The 18,077-nt window shown below is 70.5% G+C and carries 19 protein-coding genes and 1 pseudogene; 7 read left to right on the forward strand and 13 right to left on the reverse strand.

Annotated features, from left to right (window positions below):
• Positions 1-75: 75 nt before the first annotated feature.
• From ACFU53_RS38455 to ACFU53_RS38470, 4 genes and pseudogenes are all read right to left on the reverse strand, one after another.
• Entirely contained in the window at positions 76-1,758 is a 1,683-nt protein-coding gene (locus ACFU53_RS38455; RefSeq protein WP_384003684.1) for a hypothetical protein, read from the reverse strand.
• A 289-nt stretch (positions 1,759-2,047) separates the two neighbouring features.
• A complete protein-coding gene (locus ACFU53_RS38460; RefSeq protein WP_384003687.1) occupies positions 2,048-2,914 on the reverse strand; it encodes a MerR family transcriptional regulator in 867 nt (288 codons plus the stop codon).
• A gap of 109 nt (positions 2,915-3,023) precedes the next feature.
• Positions 3,024-3,530, reverse strand: a complete 507-nt coding sequence (locus ACFU53_RS38465; protein WP_384003643.1) for a glutathione peroxidase — start codon at positions 3,528-3,530, stop codon at positions 3,024-3,026.
• Positions 3,531-3,633: 103 nt separating this feature from the next.
• Positions 3,634-4,653: pseudogene (locus tag ACFU53_RS38470) on the reverse strand (helix-turn-helix domain-containing protein).
• A 96-nt stretch (positions 4,654-4,749) separates the two neighbouring features.
• Here ACFU53_RS38470 and ACFU53_RS38475 point away from each other — a divergent pair.
• Positions 4,750-5,940 (forward strand): MFS transporter, encoded by a 1,191-nt coding sequence (locus tag ACFU53_RS38475; protein WP_384003646.1) that lies wholly within the window; start codon positions 4,750-4,752, stop codon positions 5,938-5,940.
• A gap of 201 nt (positions 5,941-6,141) precedes the next feature.
• Here the strand turns inward: ACFU53_RS38475 and ACFU53_RS38480 are convergent, their stop codons facing one another.
• Positions 6,142-6,600: a carboxymuconolactone decarboxylase family protein gene (locus ACFU53_RS38480; protein ID WP_384003649.1), complete on the reverse strand. Its 459-nt coding sequence runs from the start codon at positions 6,598-6,600 to the stop codon at positions 6,142-6,144.
• Between the two features lie 87 nt (positions 6,601-6,687).
• Between ACFU53_RS38480 and ACFU53_RS38485 the strand changes: the two genes are divergently transcribed.
• Positions 6,688-7,563 (forward strand): sigma-70 family RNA polymerase sigma factor, encoded by an 876-nt coding sequence (locus ACFU53_RS38485; protein WP_384003652.1) that lies wholly within the window; start codon positions 6,688-6,690, stop codon positions 7,561-7,563.
• A gap of 288 nt (positions 7,564-7,851) precedes the next feature.
• On the opposite strand, the gene ACFU53_RS38490 is transcribed toward ACFU53_RS38485, so the two are convergent.
• From ACFU53_RS38490 to ACFU53_RS38510, 5 genes are all read right to left on the reverse strand, one after another.
• Positions 7,852-8,238, reverse strand: coding sequence for a toxin-antitoxin system, toxin component, PIN family protein (locus tag ACFU53_RS38490; RefSeq protein ID WP_384003655.1), 387 nt, complete (start codon positions 8,236-8,238; stop codon positions 7,852-7,854).
• Complete coding sequence (locus tag ACFU53_RS38495) at positions 8,228-8,884, reverse strand: DUF433 domain-containing protein (RefSeq protein WP_384003658.1); 657 nt, start codon at positions 8,882-8,884, stop codon at positions 8,228-8,230. The genes ACFU53_RS38490 and ACFU53_RS38495 overlap by 11 nt, the downstream gene beginning before the upstream one ends.
• 84 nt (positions 8,885-8,968) lie before the next feature.
• Complete coding sequence (locus ACFU53_RS38500; RefSeq protein ID WP_384003660.1) at positions 8,969-9,880, reverse strand: hypothetical protein; 912 nt, start codon at positions 9,878-9,880, stop codon at positions 8,969-8,971.
• Between the two features lie 281 nt (positions 9,881-10,161).
• Positions 10,162-10,302: a DUF397 domain-containing protein gene (locus ACFU53_RS38505; RefSeq protein WP_384003662.1), complete on the reverse strand. Its 141-nt coding sequence runs from the start codon at positions 10,300-10,302 to the stop codon at positions 10,162-10,164.
• Complete coding sequence (locus ACFU53_RS38510; RefSeq protein ID WP_384003665.1) at positions 10,256-11,173, reverse strand: Scr1 family TA system antitoxin-like transcriptional regulator; 918 nt, start codon at positions 11,171-11,173, stop codon at positions 10,256-10,258. The genes ACFU53_RS38505 and ACFU53_RS38510 overlap by 47 nt, the downstream gene beginning before the upstream one ends.
• A 179-nt stretch (positions 11,174-11,352) precedes the next feature.
• Here ACFU53_RS38510 and ACFU53_RS38515 point away from each other — a divergent pair, with 179 nt between their 5' ends.
• The 4 genes from ACFU53_RS38515 to ACFU53_RS38530 all read left to right on the forward strand — a co-directional run bounded on the left by ACFU53_RS38515 (position 11,353) and on the right by ACFU53_RS38530 (position 14,216).
• The gene (locus ACFU53_RS38515) at positions 11,353-11,853 is read left to right on the forward strand and encodes an ATP-binding protein (protein WP_384003690.1); all 501 of its coding nucleotides are present in this window, start codon (positions 11,353-11,355) and stop codon (positions 11,851-11,853) included.
• Between the two features lie 433 nt (positions 11,854-12,286).
• The gene (locus ACFU53_RS38520; protein WP_384003668.1) at positions 12,287-12,514 is read left to right on the forward strand and encodes a hypothetical protein; all 228 of its coding nucleotides are present in this window, start codon (positions 12,287-12,289) and stop codon (positions 12,512-12,514) included.
• The gene (locus ACFU53_RS38525) at positions 12,511-13,446 is read left to right on the forward strand and encodes a sigma factor-like helix-turn-helix DNA-binding protein (protein WP_384003670.1); all 936 of its coding nucleotides are present in this window, start codon (positions 12,511-12,513) and stop codon (positions 13,444-13,446) included. Before ACFU53_RS38520 ends, ACFU53_RS38525 begins: the two co-directional genes overlap by 4 nt.
• A gap of 29 nt (positions 13,447-13,475) precedes the next feature.
• Positions 13,476-14,216 carry a hypothetical protein gene (locus ACFU53_RS38530; RefSeq protein ID WP_384003672.1) on the forward strand — a complete coding sequence of 247 codons (741 nt, stop codon included), beginning with the start codon at positions 13,476-13,478 and terminating at the stop codon, positions 14,214-14,216.
• 80 nt (positions 14,217-14,296) lie between these two features.
• On the opposite strand, the gene ACFU53_RS38535 is transcribed toward ACFU53_RS38530, so the two are convergent.
• The 3 genes from ACFU53_RS38535 to ACFU53_RS38545 form a co-directional block, all read right to left on the reverse strand.
• On the reverse strand, positions 14,297-16,354 hold the full coding sequence (locus ACFU53_RS38535) for an ArnT family glycosyltransferase (RefSeq protein ID WP_384003693.1): 2,058 nt from the start codon (positions 16,352-16,354) through the stop codon (positions 14,297-14,299).
• Between the two features lie 205 nt (positions 16,355-16,559).
• Positions 16,560-16,853, reverse strand: coding sequence for a zinc-ribbon domain-containing protein (locus ACFU53_RS38540; RefSeq protein WP_384003675.1), 294 nt, complete (start codon positions 16,851-16,853; stop codon positions 16,560-16,562).
• A gap of 90 nt (positions 16,854-16,943) precedes the next feature.
• Positions 16,944-17,654, reverse strand: coding sequence for a hypothetical protein (locus tag ACFU53_RS38545; RefSeq protein ID WP_384003678.1), 711 nt, complete (start codon positions 17,652-17,654; stop codon positions 16,944-16,946).
• 196 nt (positions 17,655-17,850) lie between these two features.
• On the opposite strand from ACFU53_RS38545, the gene ACFU53_RS38550 reads away from it, so the two are divergent.
• Positions 17,851-17,982: a hypothetical protein gene (locus tag ACFU53_RS38550; RefSeq protein WP_384003681.1), complete on the forward strand. Its 132-nt coding sequence runs from the start codon at positions 17,851-17,853 to the stop codon at positions 17,980-17,982.
• Positions 17,983-18,077 lie beyond the last annotated feature (95 nt).

Genomic DNA, 18,077 nt, shown 5'->3' on the forward strand with positions numbered 1-18,077 from the left:
CTTCCGCCATATGGCGGAAGAGGCGCTTTGGCGTCACCACGAGCCGAGCGGCTCACTTCAAGGCGTGCGACCGCCTCACTCCTCCTCCCCGTCCCCCTGCTCCGCCTTCTCGTCCGCTTCCTTCTCGCACTCCAGGGCCGTCTTCCGTGAAGGCCCGCCGTACTGGGAGCTGATGCGGACGTCGCCGGCCTCGTGGACGGTGAGGCGGGTGAACTCCGTGAGGTCGCCGTCGGACTCGCGGTCGGCGGTGAGGCAGCCGTTGTCGGCCCAGAGCCAGGGGGAATAGGCGACGCGGACGGTGATCTCGCCGGCCTTCGGCATGTGGATGACGAGGTTGGCCCCGTCGGCGCTGACTACGGAGGCCGGTTTGTCGACCAGCGGGGTCGCGTTCTTCACCCGGTAGATCTTCCAGTTGGCGTCCTGCCAGACGGGCTCCAGATAGTCCGGCCCGCTGGTCACCAGCGCGTGTTCGAGCTCGGCGGGCCCGTCCGGCTCGCCGTTGACGAGGACGACGAAGCCGACGGCCCACTGCGAGAGCCAGGCCTTGTACGCGGCCGGGGTGAAGGCACCCTCGGGCACCTCGGTCCCGCCGTGGCCCTCGTAGAAGAGCCGGCCGCGCTCGACGTCGGCCTGCCGGTTCCAGCCGCGCGCCATGTTGATGTACGGGGCGAGGATGGCGGCCTCACGGTGGTCGCGGGCCGGTACCACCTCGACGCGGGTCTTCCAGGCGCCGAGCCGCTTCAGCTCGTTCACGACACCGTCGGTCTTCACGGCCCACTCGGGCACCTTGGTGTTGGTGACGATGTCGGCGGTCGTCTTACCGGTCAGCCAGGTCACCGAGAGGATCAGGGCCACCGCGCCGGCGATCTGCCGCCGCCGGGGCGTGAACCAGGACAGGGGAAGACGGGAGTCATCCGCCCGCGCCTCACCCCGGTACAGACAGATCGCCAGGGCCGCCGCCGGGCCCGCCAGCTCCAGGAGGCGTTCGACGTTCGTGCCGATGGGGGTGGGGATCAGATAGCAGAGGACCACGCCGAGCGCGTAGATCGCGGCGCTCAGGCGGAGCACCCGCCAGGCGCTCGGCGCGACCAGCACGACCACCGCGCACAGCACGACCGGCGGCCATATCCGGCTGAGGGCCATGGGCTGCTCGCCCTCGAAGGGGAACAGCACCGTGGTGACGGCGACGACGGTCACCGGCGGCAGGATCAGCGCCGCCGCCCGGCCCCACTCGCGGCACAGCAGATACGCGGCGCCGACCACGAGGAGGAACAGCCCGGAGACGGGGCTCCCCAGCGTCGACAGCGTCGCGCACACCGCCGCGACGGCGAGATGCCGCCCGCCGCGCCCGCTCAACACCGCCACCAGGGCCCCCATGGCGAAGGCCGTGCCCAGCATGAAGGTGGAGCGCCCCGACACCACCTGGCACCACAGTGAGAACGTCGCCGCCAGCGCGATCGGCACCGGCGCGCGTACGCCCGTCCGGGTGACGACCTCACCGGCGAGCCAGGAGGCCGAGAGCCCCGACACCAACGTGACGGGGACGACGCCGCACGCCGCCATCAGATACGGCGAGAGCACGCTGTAGTTCGCCGCGTGCAGACCCCCGTACCAGAACAGGTTGACCGCGGAGTCCGGGTACATCTTCGCGAACTCCGCCCACGCCACCTGGGCCGCCAGGTCGCCGCCGCCGGTCGCGAAGACCGCCCACCACACGAAGTACAGCGGCAGGGCGCACAGGGCGGCCATGAGGGGCACCCGGTGGCGTTCCCGCCACGGCTCGCGCGTCGGCGACGGTTTGTCGGCGCGCGAGACGGGTCGTCGTGGGGTCAGCTCGGCAAAGGCCACTGCGGCTCTTCCGTTCCGTTCGACTCGTGCGGGCGGGTGCGGGTCTTCACAGACGTCTTGCCAGACGTTCTCCGTGTGTTGAGGTAGACGCTAATCACTCGCTGACAGTTGGCCGACAGGACCCGTACGATCCGCTACGGCCGTAGGGAAAGCCCTACGGCCGTACGACGATCATGTGGCTCAGGGAGGCCTACGAGGGTCAGGATGCGACCGGGAACGCCACGTCGCACACCGGGTCCTCGGGGCCGGCGGCGTCCCAGTCGGCGAAGTAGACCTCACGGCACGGGCCGACGATCTTCAGGCCCTGCTCGGCGATCCACCGCTCGACCGCCTCGAAGGCCGCGAGGATCTGCGGATGGGCCACCTGCGCCTTGCTGATCCGGGTGTACACGAGCCGTCCCGCCGGCTCCACGCGCACCTTCGTCTCCCAGGCCCGCCCGTGCTCGGCCGCCCACGCCCGCGCGGCGCTCACGTCCGCCACCGGCACACACGACTCCGCGGGCCCGTCGCTCTCCATGGACACCTCGGAGTGGTACACCACGAACGGCGCCCCGGTGGTTCCGCCGCAGGCCGCCGCGCCCTCCTCCAGCCGCCCCAGCGACGCCCCGATCCACGTCGGCAACTCGTCCGCGAGCGTGTGCCGCGACTGGGTCAGCAGCACCTGCGGGGCCGTGTCGACCGTTTCGACCGTGAACTTCCCGTACGTCTCGTCCATTCCTGACTCCGTTCCCGACAACCGTCCACGGAGGTAGGCGACAAGGGTCCGCTGGGAAGCGAACCGTTCCTCGGCCCCGGCCCAGTAGGCGGCGAGCCGCTCGGCGGCCTGCGCGCCGGCCGGCTCGACGACGTCCACGATCTCGGCGATCCGCGCGAGAGGCATGTCGAGCTGCCGCAGCAGGGCCACCAGCCGGGCACGTTCGACCTGGTCGGCCCGGTAGTACCGGTAGCCGTTCACCTCGTCGACGTACGCCGGCGTGAGCAGCCCCAGCCGGTCGTACAGCCGCAGTGCCTTCGCCGACAGCCGCGCGCGGGCGGCGAAGACACCGATGGTGAGCAGGTCGTCCATGTCCACTGGGTCCACTGGGTCATCCTCCGTCACCGGGCGCCCTCCGCCCGGCGAGAGGGACGGTGCCCCTTGCCCCAGGGGCAAGGTCAACGAAAGACCCCTCCGGGCGTCAGCCGATGGCCTTCTCCACGGCGGCGACCAGCTCCGCCGACTCGGGCTCGGTCTGCGGCGAGAAGCGGGCGACGACCGAGCCGTCGCGGCCGATCAGGAACTTCTCGAAGTTCCAGCGGATGTCACCCGTGTGCCCCTCGGCGTCCGCGTGGTCCACCAGGCGCTCGTACAGCGCGTGCCGGCCGTCCCCGTTGACCTCGACCTTCTCGGTCAGCGGGAAGGTCACGCCGTACGTCGCCGAGCAGAACTCCGCGATCTCGTCGGCCGACCCCGGCTCCTGCCCGAGGAACTGGTTGCACGGCACCCCGAGCACGGTGAAGCCCTGCGCGGCGTAGCGCGCCTGCAGCGCCTCGAGGCCCGTGTACTGGGGGGTGAGACCGCACTTGGAGGCCACGTTCACCACGAGAACGGCCTGCCCGGCGTACTGGGCGAGGTCTGCTGAACCGCCCTTCAGGGCATCGATCTCGACGTCGAGGACAGAGGTGCCGGAGTTGTCAGTAGTCATAAGTGGATGCTATCTCCGGAAAGGGTTTCGCCCCCGCCGCCCCTACCCGTCCCATCCTGGGGGCTGCGCCCCCAGACCCCCTTCGGCCTGAACGGCCTCGTCCTCAAACGCCGGACGGGCTGGATGTACCCGGCTCTCCCTCAAACACCGGACGGGCTGAAGGGGTGGCACGCACCAGCACCTCTCCCTCCGCCGTCCGCGCGTACAGCACCGACCGCCCGGCCCGCCCGCGCCGCACCAGCCCGGCGTCCAGCAGCACCCTCAGATGACGGCCGACTGAACCGAGCCCCTGCCCGGTGACCGCGCACAGTTGCGTCGTACTCATCGGGGAGTCGAGAAGGACGAGGACCCGGGCGCGGGCCTCGCCGAGGAGCGGACCGAGGGCGGCGGGCACGGCCGTCGTGCCGTTCCCGTCGGCGAGGACGCCCGAGCACGGGTACACGACGGCGTACCGCTCCCGCTCCTCCCAGGCCACCCACCCGGTGCGCTGCGGCGTGACCGGCACGAAGAGCAGCCGCGCACCGGAGATCTCCCGCGGTGGGTACTCATGGAGATTGACCTGGAGCCGGTTCTCCCCGAGCTACCGCATCCCCGGTCGCATCGCGTCCAGCACGGCCGCCCACCCGCCCTGCCCCAACCGCGCGGTACGGGCGAGGACATCGGCCTCCAGCACCCGCCGCCGCCGCTCCCAGTACGGCCGTACGGTCTCCTCCCACACGTACGTCAGGAGGCCGGCCGCGCGATGGGGCAGGTCGTCCCGGTGCAGGGCGGCGGGCAGGGGGCCGCGCAGGGAGACGGTGAGGTGGGCGCGGGCGGCGGCGGGGTCGGCGTCCCGGACCCGGGCGATCTCGTCCGCGAAGGTCTCGTTCTCGCGTGGTGTGGGGGTCAGGAAGTCGGCGATCCACTCCTTTCCGAGCCCCGCGCGCACGAGCAGCGCGGTGAGCGGATCCTGGGCCAGCTCGGTCCGGTACGCGGGCAGATGCGCCGCCAGCCACGTCTGCTCTCCGGGGTGGCTCCCCGCCCCCGCGTGCAGCGTCTTCAGACTCGCGAACGTCTCGGCCAGCGGCGAGACGACGAACCGGCTCCCGGCGAGGGTGTCGGCGTTGACCTGCCACCAGCCCACGTGGACACCTCCGGGGTTCGGCGCGAGCCCGCCTCGGCTTTCGCGTGTGCGCGAAACATTACGGCGGACCGGCGGCGGGCCCGAGGGTCATTGCCCATGCGCAGTTATCAATCCCTCTTCCGCACAAGGGAGTTCACCCCTCTCTTCCTTTCCTCCTCCCTCCAGGCCGCCGCCTCCACGATCGGCGGCCTCGCCCTCGCCACCTCCGTCTACGCGGCGACCGGTGCCCCGCTCCTGTCCGCGCTCAGCATGTTCGGCCCGTCCCTCGCCCAGGTGGTCGGCGCGACGACCCTGCTCTCGGCGGCGGACCGGCTGCCGCCGAGGGCCACGCTGACGGGCCTGGCCGTGGTCTTCGCGGCGAGTACGGCGTCGCTGGCGCTGCCCGGCCTGCCCCTGTGGACGGTCTTCGCGGTGATCGCGGCCCAAGGGCTGATCGCGTCGCTCGGCGGGGGAGTCCGCTGGAGCCTGCTGAACGAGATCCTTCCGAAGGACGGTTATCTGCTCGGCCGCTCGGCGTTCAACATGCTGCACGGGCTCACGCAGATCGCCGGTTACGCGACCGGCGGCGCCCTGGTGGCCTTGCTGTCCCCGGCGGTCACGCTGCTGGTGTCGGCGGCCCTCTACGCGACGGCCGCCCTCTGTTCTTTCGTGGGCCTGACCCGCCGCGCCCCGCGCGCCTCCGGCCGCCCGTCCGTCGCCGAGACCTGGCGCACGAACGCCCAGCTGTGGTCGTCGGTCCCGCGCCGCCGCCTCTACCTCGGCCTGTGGATCCCCAACGGCCTCGTCGTCGGCTGCGAGTCCCTGTTCGTCGCGTACGCCCCCGACCGCGCGGGCCTGCTCTTCGCCTGCGCGGCGCTCGGCATGCTGGCGGGTGACGTGACGGTCGGCCGTCTCCTCCCACCCCGGATACGCGACCGCCTGGCCACACCCCTCCTCCTGCTCCTGGCCACCCCGTACCTGGTCTTCGCCCTCCACCCGCCGACGCCCGTCGCGGCGGCCTGCGCGGCCCTCGCCTCCGTCGGCTTCGGCGCGAGCCTGGTCCAGCAACAGCGGCTGCTCGCTCTCACCCCACCCGAACTCACGGGCCACACCCTGGGGTTGCACTCGTCCGGCATGCTCACGTTGCAGGGAGTGAGCGCGGGCCTGGCGGGTGGGGTGGCCCAGCTGACCTCATCGGCTGCGGCGATGACGGTGATGGCGGGGGCGTCGGTGGCGGTGACGGTGGCGTTGTGGGTGGCGGGGCGGGACGAGAGGACAGGGCTCACGTCACCGGCGCGTGCGTCATGACGGCCGACCAGATCGTGAAGTGCACCACCGCCCTGCGCCTGGGTACCGCCGAAGCCGAGCAGGTCCTTCGGACAGCGGTTTGCCACCATCGCACTCGCCGCATAGCAACACGAACAGGTGTCCGCTTCACGGGGGCGAGGCCCTTTCTCCCGGCGGGCTCAGTCACCACTGTGTGGTCAGTGGGTAAGAGCCACGCTGGGCTCAGCCCCAGGTCTGGCCGGCCGGTTCCTTGATGGTGCGGTTGATCCTGTTGAAGAAGTTGGTCAGGGCGATCTCCAGGTTGAGCGCGCCGATCTGCTCCTCAGTGAAATGGGCGTTGACCTCTTCCCAGATCTCGTCGGTGACCCCCTCTGCACCGTCCTGCAACCGGGTGGCGGCCTCGGCCAGCGCGAGTGCCGCGCGTTCCGCATCGGTGTAGAACGGCGCCTCACGCCACGCCGCTACATTGTGCAGCCGCTCGTCGGTGTCACCGGCCTTCTTCCCCCCGGCGACACTGGCGTGGACACACGCCGAGCAGCTGTTGATCTGGCTGGCGCGCAGGTGGACCAGCGCGAGCAGCTTCGGGTCGACGCCCCCGGCGGCGATCGCCTTCTGTAGGTGCCCGACCGCCTTCCACACGTCGGGGTTGTCGGCGTTCTTGTTCTTCAGTCGGTTCTGCATGGCAGGGTGCTCTCCTTGGTCGGGGTTACCTTGCGGGGCTGGTGCCCGTCACCCCTATGACGGAGCAGCTTCCAGGGAGGTAACACCATGTCCGGCGCCCATCCCGCCGATCCGATCGCCGAGGCCTTCGAGGCGCACCGTGACCGGCTTACAGCCGTTGCCTACCGCGTACTCGGCTCGCACGCCGACGCGGACGACGCGGTCCAGGAGGCGTGGCTGCGTCTGTCCCGCCAGGACATCGACGCCATCGACAATCTCGGCGGCTGGCTGACCACCGTGGTCGGCCGCATCAGCCTCGATCTCCTACGTTCGGGCCGCACGCGCCCGACAGTCCCCCTCGACGACCAGCTGTCCGAACTCACCGTGACGCTCGACGATGGTCCGACTCCGGAAGAGCTTGTGGCACTGGGCGACTCTGTGGGCCTGGCGCTGTTGACGGTCCTGGACTCGCTGCGCCCCGACGAGCGCCTGGCGTTCGTGCTGCACGACGTGTTCGCCGTGCCCCACGGGGAGATCGGCACCATCCTCGGCAGGTCCACCGACGCGACCAAGATGCTCACCAGTCGCGCTCGCCGGAAGGTGCAGGCCGTTCGGCAGTCGGCAAGCGACCGACAGCAGCAACGGGAGGTGGTCGGGGCGTTCTTGACCGCGGCCCGCGAGGGCCGGTTCGAGCGGCTGCTGGAAGTTCTCCACCCTGAGGTGCAGTTCACCGTCCACACCCCCGGCGGACGGTTCGTCACGATCGGGGCCACCGAGGTCGCCGGCCGCGCCCGAGTGGCCGGCGGCGCGGCACACGGACATGCGGCGACCGTCAATGGGAGCCTCGGCGTCATCGCCTGGAGCGAGGACGGCACCCCGCTGTCCCTGCTCGCCTTCACCGTCACCGACGGCCGCATCACCGAGATCACTGCCGTGGTCGACCCGGCCGAACTCGCGCTCATGGACCTGCCGGACCCGGTGTGACTGTCTACCGGCGATGGCTGGTCGTCATTGAAGTGGTCCATGCCGGCCCCGCAAAGACGGTCAACGTAGCCACCTGGGGGCTCCAGCTCGGTGGCGGAGGAAGTCGGCGACCTTGCCCGGCATGTCGAGGGAGACCGGCAGCTCCAGGGCTGGGGCTTCCTCGCGGCCGGCGGCGCTGCGCTCGGGCAGGAGGTCGGCGACGGCCGTACGGATGGCGCCGCGGCTGACGCCGTGTTGCGTAGGCGTACGTACACACCACCTGGCCGTAGCTATACGAGAACAGGGCCGTCACGGCCAGGTGCGCTCGATGCGGTCGTGTCGCACGGCGTACGCCGCCGGACCGCCCTTCTCGACGGCCCGGTGGATCGCGTCACGGCCTGCGGCGAGCCGCTCGACCATCTCGGCGCTGCGAAGCTGCTGGTTGTCCAGGTAGAACAGCACCGCCTCACGCTCCAGGACAGGCCGGATCTCCAGGTCCCGGGTCTTGATCCGTCCGTCCTTCGACAGCGGGACCCAGGACCGGTCTAGACCGTACGTGATCCACTCTTCGTCCGGGATGTCCTGCCCGTCGTCCGGGAACGCGTCCCCGATGCGGTGAACCGTCCACCCGCAGGCTCGCAGCCCCTCCGCCACACGACGACCGAGATTCCGGTCGAGGAAGAACTCAGGCGACAAGGTGCACCACTGCCTGGCAGAGCGCGTCCACCTGCTCAGGCGTCATGTCGTAGTCGTACGCGATGTCCTCGACGGACTCCCCGGCCTCCCACAGGTCGGTGATGGCCTGGACCGTGACGCGGTTGGCCGCCACCACGGGGAGACCGTGCCCGAACCTCGGATCGATCACGACGGGGACGGAGTCCGGATACTGCCTCAGGCGGAGGCTGGAGGGGAAGTCGTCGCCCGGCTCCCAGGTGAGGTAGCGGAGATAGTCGGAGACCACTTCCTGGATGGGGACCTGGCCGTCGCGGGCTCTGCGGAGATCCCCCCAACCGTGCTCGATGAAGATGTCCACGCCGTCCGTGGCGATCCGCTTGGACACGAGGCCATAGGGGGTGTCGAAGGCGTCCCGTACGGCGGCGGCCGCCTCCCTGATCTCGCTCATGCGGAGCCCCAGGGAACGCAGAGAACGAAGGACGTGCGCCTCGGCCACCGCGATGAACGGCACCGAAGGCTGCCCCTTCCGCACCGGCTCCACCTGGTGCACCAGTGGCGCTCCGGCGGCCTTGCCCCTCAGCCACGAGGTGAGGGTCGACTGGGGAATCTCAAGGTAGGAGGCCGTTTCCGTGGGCGTCAGAAGCCCGTCCTGGAACCTGTCGACCATGCCCCACCTCCTCCTGATGCCGGGTTTCGCATCGTCGCACATCAAGATTCCCACCTGCCGGTGGACCGCACACCCAGCCACCGGTCAGCCGGCCGCACGAAGGTGGTTTCCGGACCTGCAGTCCCGGCAACGGTTGTGTTCCGCCGAGCGGAATCCCCGGTCGCAACCGTCGCAGTTCCGCATGGGCACGACCGCCGGATGCGCTGAAGGTTCCGCGCCTTCGGCCGGTGCCGGCAGGGGCGTCTCCTTGAGCCGGTAGGCGAGGATGCCGGCCGGGCGGACCAGGGGGTCGTTCGGGAGGCCTGCGGTGAGGTGGTCCGTGATCTGTGTGGGCAGGAGGCCCGCCGCGAGCCACCGGGTGACGGCCGGGGCGAGGCGGGCGGCTTCCCGCACGGACAGGACGAGGCGGGGGTCGACCCGGCGCAGGGCGGCGAGTACGGCGATGGCCCGCGGGTCGGCGTCGGCGTCGGCGAGCGGGGGCGGTGTCTGCGCGTCGGTCTGGACGGGCGCGGCCCCCGCTTCCTCCACGGCCGCGGACGCGGGCGGAACCGCCACGGTGGCGGGCTTCTTGCGGGGCCGACGCGGCTTGGGCGGCTCGGGAAGCCCGTTCGGATCCAGATCCGGATCCGGATCCAGGTCCGGATCGCCGCCGGGGACGTCGTAGAAGTACGTCCGGGTGCGGATCTGCCCGGTGGACAGTCGCTCGCGGCGGCGCTCCAGGTATCCGGCCGTTTCGAGTTCCCTGAGTGCCCGCGAGATCAGGATCTCGCCCTCGGTGAAGTGCGCACACAGCGCGGCGATGCTCACGGGAGTGCCGGTGGGCAGGGAGAGGATGTACACCGCGACGCCGACCGTGACCGCGCTGCCGCGTCGCTGGGCGAGGGCGTTCGAGATCACGGTGAAGTCGGCCGTGAGACGGGTGCGTACGTGGATCACGCCGGAGGAAGGAGCTCCGGCGTCGGCGCGCAGGCGCGCGTTAGACTGCGAGTCAGCCATCGGGAAGGCGGTACTTCCTGGTTGGTCAGGCCCTCGTTCGGGATTGCCGTCCCGGCCGGGGGCCGTATCTGTTTGCGGTTGTCGCGGCGAACGTAACCGCCCGCATCCCGCGCCTGCAAGCCGGTCACCCGGACGGGTGACGCGGGCTTCCCGGCCAGGGAGGGTGGGTGGGCGGGTAGTTCTTTCCCCCGGTTCTTTGGGGAGGTCAGTGGCCCGCCGGACCCTCGTGGCCAAGGGCCCGGTGAGTCCGGAAGGCGGACGGCGGCCGGGGCCCGGCTGCCTCAGAAACGGTGGTGACTGGCCTTCAACTCGCCTATGAAGGCGGCCCAGGCGGCGGTTTCGAAGCACAGCGCCGGACCGTGCGGGACCTTGCTGTCACGGACGGGGACGACGGCCCCGCGGAATCCCTCGGCCACTTCCACGCAGTTGCCGCCCTCCTGATTGCTGTAGCTGCTCTTGCGCCACGCGGCGGCGCTCAGATCGGGACGGGACATTCGCTCCACGGTTGTAGCCCTCCATCGCGGATCGGATCATGTCGAGCGACATGAGCGGGGGCAGGGCATTCGCCCGTAGCCGATCGTAGGTCACCGTGAAGCGCCTGACCTCGGCCGGATCCTCGATGAGTTGGCCATAGTGCGCGCCCTCTGTGTAGGCGACTTCGGAACCATCCGGCAGCGACAACACCGTCAGGGAACCGCCCATCGCATCGTGCTCGCCCTGCTCGAATGGCAGCACTTGGACACTGATGTGGTGCTCCGCTGCCGAATGGAGCAGCAGCTCCAACTGCGCGCGCATCACATCGCGCCCGCCGATCGGACGTCTGAGGACCGCCTCGTCGAGCACCACCCACAGTTCCGGCCGGTCGGGCGAACCAAGCCGTTCCTGCCGCGTCATGCGAACGGTGAGCCGTTCTTCCAACTGCTCGTCACCGCTGAGCGTCAGGCCGACGCTCAGAACGGCTCTCGCGTACTCCTTGGTCTGCAACAGGCCGGGTACCACGTGTGCCGCATATTCCCGGATGGACATGGCCCGCTCCGAGTGCGCGATGAACTTCCGCGACCAGTCGGGAAACGCCTCCCGGTACACGTACGGCCATAACTCGACCAGCAGGTCGTCCGCGCCGAGGGCCGCGTCCAGCGCACGCGCCAGCTCCAGCGTCGGCTTCGCTCCGGACGCCCGCTCGATCTGTGTGATCCGCGTGCTCACCACGTGCGTCTTGTCGCCAAGCTCGGCCTGGGTCAGTCCGGCCGCCGTACGGAGTCTGCGCACCCGCGAACCGAACAGCGCCGCCATCGACCTACTCGGGTCAATTCCGTTGGCCAAAGCGTCACTTCCGTTCCTTACGGGCTGAAAAGTAAGGCTGTGTCACCTGTCGAGCGTAGGGCGATCGGACGACTCTTGAGCACGAAACGTGATGACTCGTGTACGTCACGGGATGCCTCAGCTCGACAGACAAGGACGGACGACCCGTGCTGACAGGAACGACCACCACCTCGGGAGACGAGCCACGGCGGAGTGCCGCACCCCTTGCGGCGGAGACCGTCACCCTCGCCGACACGGACCGCGAACTGCCCTCGTGCGCGGAGCAGTTCGTCTCCTCACCGCGAGGTGCGCAACTCGCCCGACGCCTCGCCGCTCAGCGTATGGAGGAGTGGGGCTATCCGTCGGCGTCGGACGCGTCGTGCACGGTCGCTCTCATCGTCGGCGAACTCGCCGCGAACGCCGTACAGCACGGCCGGGTCCCCGGACGCGACTTCGGCCTCCGGCTCGCCCTCGACGCGGCTGCGGGCCTGGTGCGTATCGAGGTCGCGGACGCCGCCTCCGCGAAGCGGCCGCCCACGGCCCCGCCCCCGTCGTATCCCGAGGACGAGTCCGGTCGGGGGCTGCTTCTGGTGGACGGCCTGGCCGTGCGTTGGGGGTCGTTGCCTCGCCGACCCGTGGGCAAGACGGTATGGGCGGAGGTGCCCATCTAGGCATCAACGCACCGACCGGAAGGAGACAGGCTCTGCGCTCGTCACTCCACCCGGCTCCCGCCCGTCCTGACCGGACAGGGCGGGAGCGGGTTGCCCCTTCTTGATCGGCACGAGGGGCACGGCTTCCCGGACGGGAAGGTTCCGGCGCTCGGAGCGCCCGCGTGCCCATGATGCGACGTGCTGCCGGAACGGACGCCCGGGAAACCGGGAACTTCGCCCCGAAAGCCTGCACTGCCAGACGTTTTACGGCTGATGTGCGCTAGGAGGCGGTACCGTGCGCGCTGTCGCGGGGCGGCCGCATTGTTCCGCGATTCCCGGATGCCATGGCGTGAGGGTGAGTGGGCCCAGCATGCTGACGTCCGGCTCCCCGACGACGCGTCGGCACCGCTGAGGGGGGCCTCTCGGACGTACGCATGTGGCTGGGAAGGTACCGATGTCCAGAAGGCAAGTCTTATCCGTCGTCGTGCTGATGACGGTCCTCGGGTGGAGCGTGGTGCTCGTCGCCGTCGGTGAGACGGCCGCGGCCGCCGCCGCGGTCCCGGCGCTCGTACTGAGCGCGGAACAGGTCGTGACGTCGATGACCACCACCGGTGCGGCACGAGTGCCCGTGGTGAACGACGGACGAGTGCGCGTTGCGGACGACGAGGAGCGCGTCGGGTGACCCCGCCGTCCCTGTCGCGGCGGCCCGGAGGGGGCGCGCCGGCGGGTAAGCCGGGCCGGAAGCTGGGGCCGATAGCGGAGGGCGTGGGCACGGCCCACCGCGCCTGGCTGGAGCCCCTGCGGATCCGGTTCCTGGCGAGCGGCCTGACGATCGGCGAGCTGAGCGACCGGTCGGGCTGGGCAAAGTCGAAGATCTCCGAACTGCTGCGCGGCACGGGCCGTTACCCGCGCTGGGAGATCACCTACGGCCTGCTGGACGTCCTCGACGTACCGACGTGGCCCATGCGGCGCCTGTGGATGGCCGCCGCGCTGGAGGCGCAGAAGAAGCCGGACTGGATAGACGGCTGCATCCAGAGCCGTCAGAGCGGCCAGAACCCGCACCGGAGGGCGACCCTGTCGACCGGGCCCGCCGTACCCCCGCTGGAGCACCAGGCGTTCACCGAACTCAACCGCGTCGCCTATCTCGCCTACGCCCGGCTTTTCGTGAGCGAGGAGGAGGCGCGCGAGGTGGTCGCGGAGACGTTCGACGTGCTGTGGTTCCGCTGGGCCGAGGCGCTGGCCAGTGCTGACGTGGTGCCGTTCGCGTGGTCGGTGCTGCGCAGGAGCGTGATGGCCCGGGCCTGCCACACGGACGGCTGCCCCGAGCTCGCCCGCACCGCGTTCGACACGGTCGCCCTGAGCGTGCTGTCGACCCCCGCGGCGCGGTTCGCGCAGATCGAGGAGTCGATGGCCCTCTTCAAGGCCCTCAGCCGGCTGCCCGCGCACCAGCTGGACGTCATGGTCCTCACATATCTGCGCGGCATGGACCACGCCGCCGTGGCCGACGTCCTGGGCGTCCCGATCGCCTCGGTCCACACGGCCGACCGCTACGCCCGAAAGACCCTGACCGCCGCGCTCCACCCCCAGAACGACCTGGGAGAGACCCCGGAATGATCCCCACCCCGACAACTCCGATGACTCCGATGGACGAACTCCTGGCCCGGGCACTCCTCCTGGACGAGCCGGTCGTCCCGCACGACATCGTCCCCGGCGCCCCCTGCCGGGCCCCCGGCGCCGGACAGCGCGACGGCACGAGCGCCATGGCCGCCCGCGATCTGCGCACCCTGTGCGAGACGGTGCTGGCCCACACCACACCGGACTCCCTACAGGACTTCGTCACCGAGCACCTGCCGGAACCGCCCGGCGCGCGCGTCCTCGGCTGCGTCCTCCAGCTCGCCGACGCGGAGGACAGCGCCCGCTCGTGGTGGCAGTACGCGGCCGGCGCCGGCGACGACCTCGCCTCGTACTGTCTCTACCTCCAGCACCTGGTCCTGGGCGACGCGGAGGCGGCCGCCTGGTGGCGCGAACAGACGAAGATCGGCACCCGGCCGGCCCCCGAGTTCCTGCTGGCCGTCCCGGACCCGGGCGTCCCGACCGCGTACGACGCCAGCTTCCCGACGGTCCTGCGTGCCCTCACCCACCTCGACCGCACCGCCACGCCCCGGACGGAGCTGGTCGACGCGGTCATGCACTACGTCCCCGGAGCCGTCGCCCTCGGCTACGTCGACAACCCGGACTTCGAACTCCCGTTGCCGGGGCCCGACTTCGCGGAACACATGAGCATCCTGCTGGCCGCCGCGTCGGCCGCGGGGGCCTGGATGACACCCCCACCCCTCCACCCCACCTCCCCCCGACTGCCCCGCCGCCCCCGGGAGCCCTCGTAGAGAGGACGAGCGGGCCGCCGGAGGGGAGATCCGGTGGCCCGCCCGTCGGGAGCGGTGCGGTTGGTCAGGCAGGGCGGCTGTCAGCTCACGTCCGACGCGTCCAGGCGGTACAGGCCGCTGTAGTCGCTCACGGCGCTGCCGTTCTCCTTGACCCACTCGGCGATCTCGGAGGCGGCGCTGCTGCTGCCGCCCCGGCCGCTGTCACTGTCGCTGACGACGATGTAGTGGAGCTTGCCGGCCTTCACCAGTTGCTTGAGCTTGGCGAGGGTCATGGCCTCGTCGCTGCCGGACCAGCCGCCCATGGAGATCACGGGCTGGCCGGACTCCAGGATGATCGAGGAGGCCGTCTGGTCGGTGGCCACCGCCACCAGCCAGGTCGCGCCGTCCTGGTTCTTCTTCAGGTACGTGATCATCTCGGACGAGACCTGGGAGCCACCGCCCATGCCGCCACCGCCACCGCCTCCGTCGGCCTGACCGGTGCTGGAGGTCGAACTGGAGCTGCTGGAACCCGAGTTGGCTGTACCGCTGGGCGCGTTGCCGCTCGGCCGCTGGCCGCCGCCCATGCCGCCGCCACCGCCCATGCCGCCCCCGGTGTTGGGCCCGGCCGTCGGGTTGGTGCCGTTGCTGCTCGCGGTTGTCGCCGCCGACACCGAGTACGCGGCGGGCCCGGCCAGCAGCGCGACGACCGCCGCGAGCGAGGCCAGCCCGACGAGCTTCCGGCGCCGCGTGAACCGTCCGACGAGCAGCCCGATCACGGCGACCGCACCGGCGACACCGGCCACGACCTGGGCGACGGTGTAGAGGGTCCCGGAGCCGGAGACCCGCTGCAGCAGCACGACCGCCCAGACCGCGCTCACCGCGACCGCGAGCGGCAGCACCCACCCCCACTTCGCCACGGACCCCTCCTTGAAGGCGCCGTACAGCATGACCCCGCCCGCACCGGCCAGGGCCGCGATACCGGGGGCCATGGCCGTGACGTAGTACGGGTGGAAGGTGCCCTCGGCGAGGGCGAAGGTCAGGTAGTGCAGGACGAACCAGCCGCCCCAGAGCAGCAGCGCGGCCCGCTTGGCGTCCGTACGAGGCGCGCGGCCCCGTAGCACCAGGCCGCCGACCAGGGCGATGAGCGCGAACGGGATCAGCCAGGAGATCTGGCCGCCCATGATCTCGTTGAACATCCGGTAGACGCTCGCCTCGCCGCCGAAGCTCGCCCCGTTGCCCTGCGAGCCCACCGACGAACTGGCGCCGAAGATCCGGCCGAAGCCGTTGTAGCCGATGACGAGGTCCCAGACCGTGTTGTCGGTCGAGCCGCCGATGTACGGCCGGGAGGAGGCGGGGATCAGATCCACGACCACCATCCACCAGGCGCTCGACGCGATCAGCGCGACCGTGCCGACGGCCAGGTTGCGGATCCGACGGCCGAGGCTGCCCGTGGCGGCCCACAGGTAGACCAGGAAGAAGACCGGCAGGACGACGTACGCCTGCATCATCTTCGTGTTGAAGGCGAACCCGATCGCGACGCCGGACCAGACGAGGGGCATCACGCGTCCGGTGCGTACGGCCTTCATGAGCGCCGCCGCGCCGAGCAGCATCAGGAAGACGAGGACCGGGTCGGGGTTGGTGTCCCGGGTGATGGCGACCGTGATCGGCGTGAGGGTGAGCGCGAGCGCGGCGATCGTGCCGGCCACGGCCCCGAAGTCACGCTTGACCATCCGGTACAGCAGGGCCACCGAGCCCACGCCGACCGCGACCATCGGCAGCATCATCTGCCAGGTGCCGTAGCCGAACACCCGGGCGGACAGGCCCATCACCCACAGCGCGAACGGCGGCTTGTCGACGGTGATGAAGCTGCCCGCGTCCAACGCGCCGAAGAAGAACGCCTTCCAGCTCTTCGTGCCGCTGTAGACGGCCGCGTTGTAGAAGGTGTTGCCGGTGATGGAGGACAGGTTCCAGGCGTACAGCGCCGTGGCCAGGACGAGGATCGCCCACAGGGCCGGGCGCGCCCAGCGCGGGTCCTCCGACGCGCCGGTGAACACCCTCCGGGCCCGGGCGGCGAGACCGCCCCCGGCGGGAGGAACGTCGGCCCGGTGCCTCGGGCCGCTGTCCCGCCCGGTGGTGGGCGGCGGGGCGAGGGTCGTCATGAGGCGTACGCCACGATCTCGACCGAGCGCTGCCGGACGCCTCCCCGCGTTCATTTCGTTCATGGCAGCGACTGTCGAGGCCGCTTCTGGGGCGACGCTGAGCGAGTACTGAGGGAAGAATGAGAATCAGCGAACTCACAGCTTCCCCACAGCGGGCGGGCTCAGGACTCACAGGGCCGAGGCGCGGCCCACGGGTTCCGCGGGTTCAGGACCGGTACGGCTGCTGCTGCGGCTGGCCGGAGGACTGGCCGCCGTGAGCGCCGGCGTTCTGCGCCTGGAGCCGCTCGGCCTGCTCGGCGCTCACCTTCTGCTCCGCGCCGCAGAAGGTGCACTGCGTCTGGTACTTCGTCGAGATCGGGAACAGCGGCACGAAGAACAGCGTGAACTTCGTGACCCGCTTCCTGAGCGTGTGCGCGGAGGGGTTCCCGCACTGTCCGCACACCAGCGTCAGTATCGCGAGCTGGTACAGGTATCCCTTGGTGCCGAAGATGATGAACATCTGATCCTTCCCGGGGGTGCCTATCGACGCACTGCACGCACTGCACGCACCGCACGCATCGCACGTACTGCCATCAAGTGTGCCCGTCCCTCACTTCTTCACGTCGCCGGTGAAGATCGCTTCCTCGGAGTCGTAGTCGGGGGAGACCTCGACCTGGAGGAACGTTTCGTCCTTGGGGAGCTCGCAGGCCCACGGAACGGTGAGGGAGCGCCCGGCGAGGATACGCGTGTCGGGGAGCCCGTCGAGGCCGTCGTCGTAGATCGCCTCGCCCTCCTTGCCCTCGTCGCCGTAGGCGCAGTCGACGGTCATCTCGTTGGCGTCGACCGTGGCGTCGGACCCGTTGACGATCTTGATCGTGAACTTCGCGTACGGCGTGTTCTCGGGCGCCGCGTACTCGCCGGACACCCCGCGCTTGAACCCGGAGAGCGTGACCTCGACGTCGCTGTCGTAGATCACCGTGTCGTCGAGGGCGAAGACGCCGTCGTCGTCGGTCGCGGTGTCGCTCGTGTCGTCGGAGGAGTCCTCGGTCCCCGCGGAGCCGCTGTCGGAGCCGTCGTCGCCCGTGGTGTCGGAGCCCTCGCCCACGACCGTCTTCGTGACGGTGACCGTCGGCGCGGGCGAGGCCGTTCCGTCGCTGTCGCTCGTCACCGCGATGCCCGTGCCGATGACACTGGCGACGACGGCGACGGCACAGCCGACGATGATCAGGTTCGTCCGGTTCTCGCCCGGCGGCTTCGGCGGCCGCGGTGGCATCGGCGGCCCGTAGCCCGGCATGGGCGGTGGCGTGATGTCGTGGCTCATGGTCCCCCCGCGATGGTGTTGTTGAGGGATGAATCATCGCTTACGGGGGCGCTTTTATGGAGGGTGTGTGGCTGGATCGTGACTGTGGGGTGCGAGACCCCGTACGACGCGGCGAACCGCCCGGCCCCGACGGGCACCGACCTGGGCCGGGCCGCCCGTCGAGCAGTACATCGATGAGGCTGCGGGTCCGCGCGCGGTGAGTCCGGCCGACTCCGGCGGCGATTCGATGGCCGACCCGGGCACCGGCCCCCTGGTCGAGATCCTCCTGAGGGAGGAGACCCGCGCCCGGCAACTGATCGACGCGCTGACTGCCACTCCCGGCGACTGACACCACCGACTGGGGGATGCGGACACCGCGTGGACTCCAGTGCCCCGCGTGCAGCGCGGCCTCGAACACGACGAAGGGCCGGCTCAGGAGGAAAC

It is taken from the genome of Streptomyces sp. NPDC057474 (genome assembly GCF_042802555.1).
GTDB lineage: Bacteria > Actinomycetota > Actinomycetes > Streptomycetales > Streptomycetaceae > Streptomyces.

Bases quoted from the DNA above. Each gene is read 5' to 3' on its own strand.
- ACFU53_RS38460 (WP_384003687.1), bottom strand. From the start codon at position 2,914: ATGGACGACCTGCTCACCATCGGTGTCTTCGCCGCCCGCGCGCGGCTG.
- ACFU53_RS38465 (WP_384003643.1), bottom strand. From the start codon at position 3,530: ATGACTACTGACAACTCCGGCACCTCTGTCCTCGACGTCGAGATCGAT.
- ACFU53_RS38475 (WP_384003646.1), top strand. From the start codon at position 4,750: ATGCGCAGTTATCAATCCCTCTTCCGCACAAGGGAGTTCACCCCTCTC.
- ACFU53_RS38480 (WP_384003649.1), bottom strand. From the start codon at position 6,600: ATGCAGAACCGACTGAAGAACAAGAACGCCGACAACCCCGACGTGTGG.
- ACFU53_RS38485 (WP_384003652.1), top strand. From the start codon at position 6,688: ATGTCCGGCGCCCATCCCGCCGATCCGATCGCCGAGGCCTTCGAGGCG.
- ACFU53_RS38495 (WP_384003658.1), bottom strand. From the start codon at position 8,884: ATGGTCGACAGGTTCCAGGACGGGCTTCTGACGCCCACGGAAACGGCC.
- ACFU53_RS38500 (WP_384003660.1), bottom strand. From the start codon at position 9,880: ATGGCTGACTCGCAGTCTAACGCGCGCCTGCGCGCCGACGCCGGAGCT.
- ACFU53_RS38510 (WP_384003665.1), bottom strand. From the start codon at position 11,173: ATGGCGGCGCTGTTCGGTTCGCGGGTGCGCAGACTCCGTACGGCGGCC.
- ACFU53_RS38520 (WP_384003668.1), top strand. From the start codon at position 12,287: ATGTCCAGAAGGCAAGTCTTATCCGTCGTCGTGCTGATGACGGTCCTC.
- ACFU53_RS38530 (WP_384003672.1), top strand. From the start codon at position 13,476: ATGGACGAACTCCTGGCCCGGGCACTCCTCCTGGACGAGCCGGTCGTC.
- ACFU53_RS38535 (WP_384003693.1), bottom strand. From the start codon at position 16,354: ATGACGACCCTCGCCCCGCCGCCCACCACCGGGCGGGACAGCGGCCCG.
- ACFU53_RS38540 (WP_384003675.1), bottom strand. From the start codon at position 16,853: ATGTTCATCATCTTCGGCACCAAGGGATACCTGTACCAGCTCGCGATA.
- ACFU53_RS38545 (WP_384003678.1), bottom strand. From the start codon at position 17,654: ATGAGCCACGACATCACGCCACCGCCCATGCCGGGCTACGGGCCGCCG.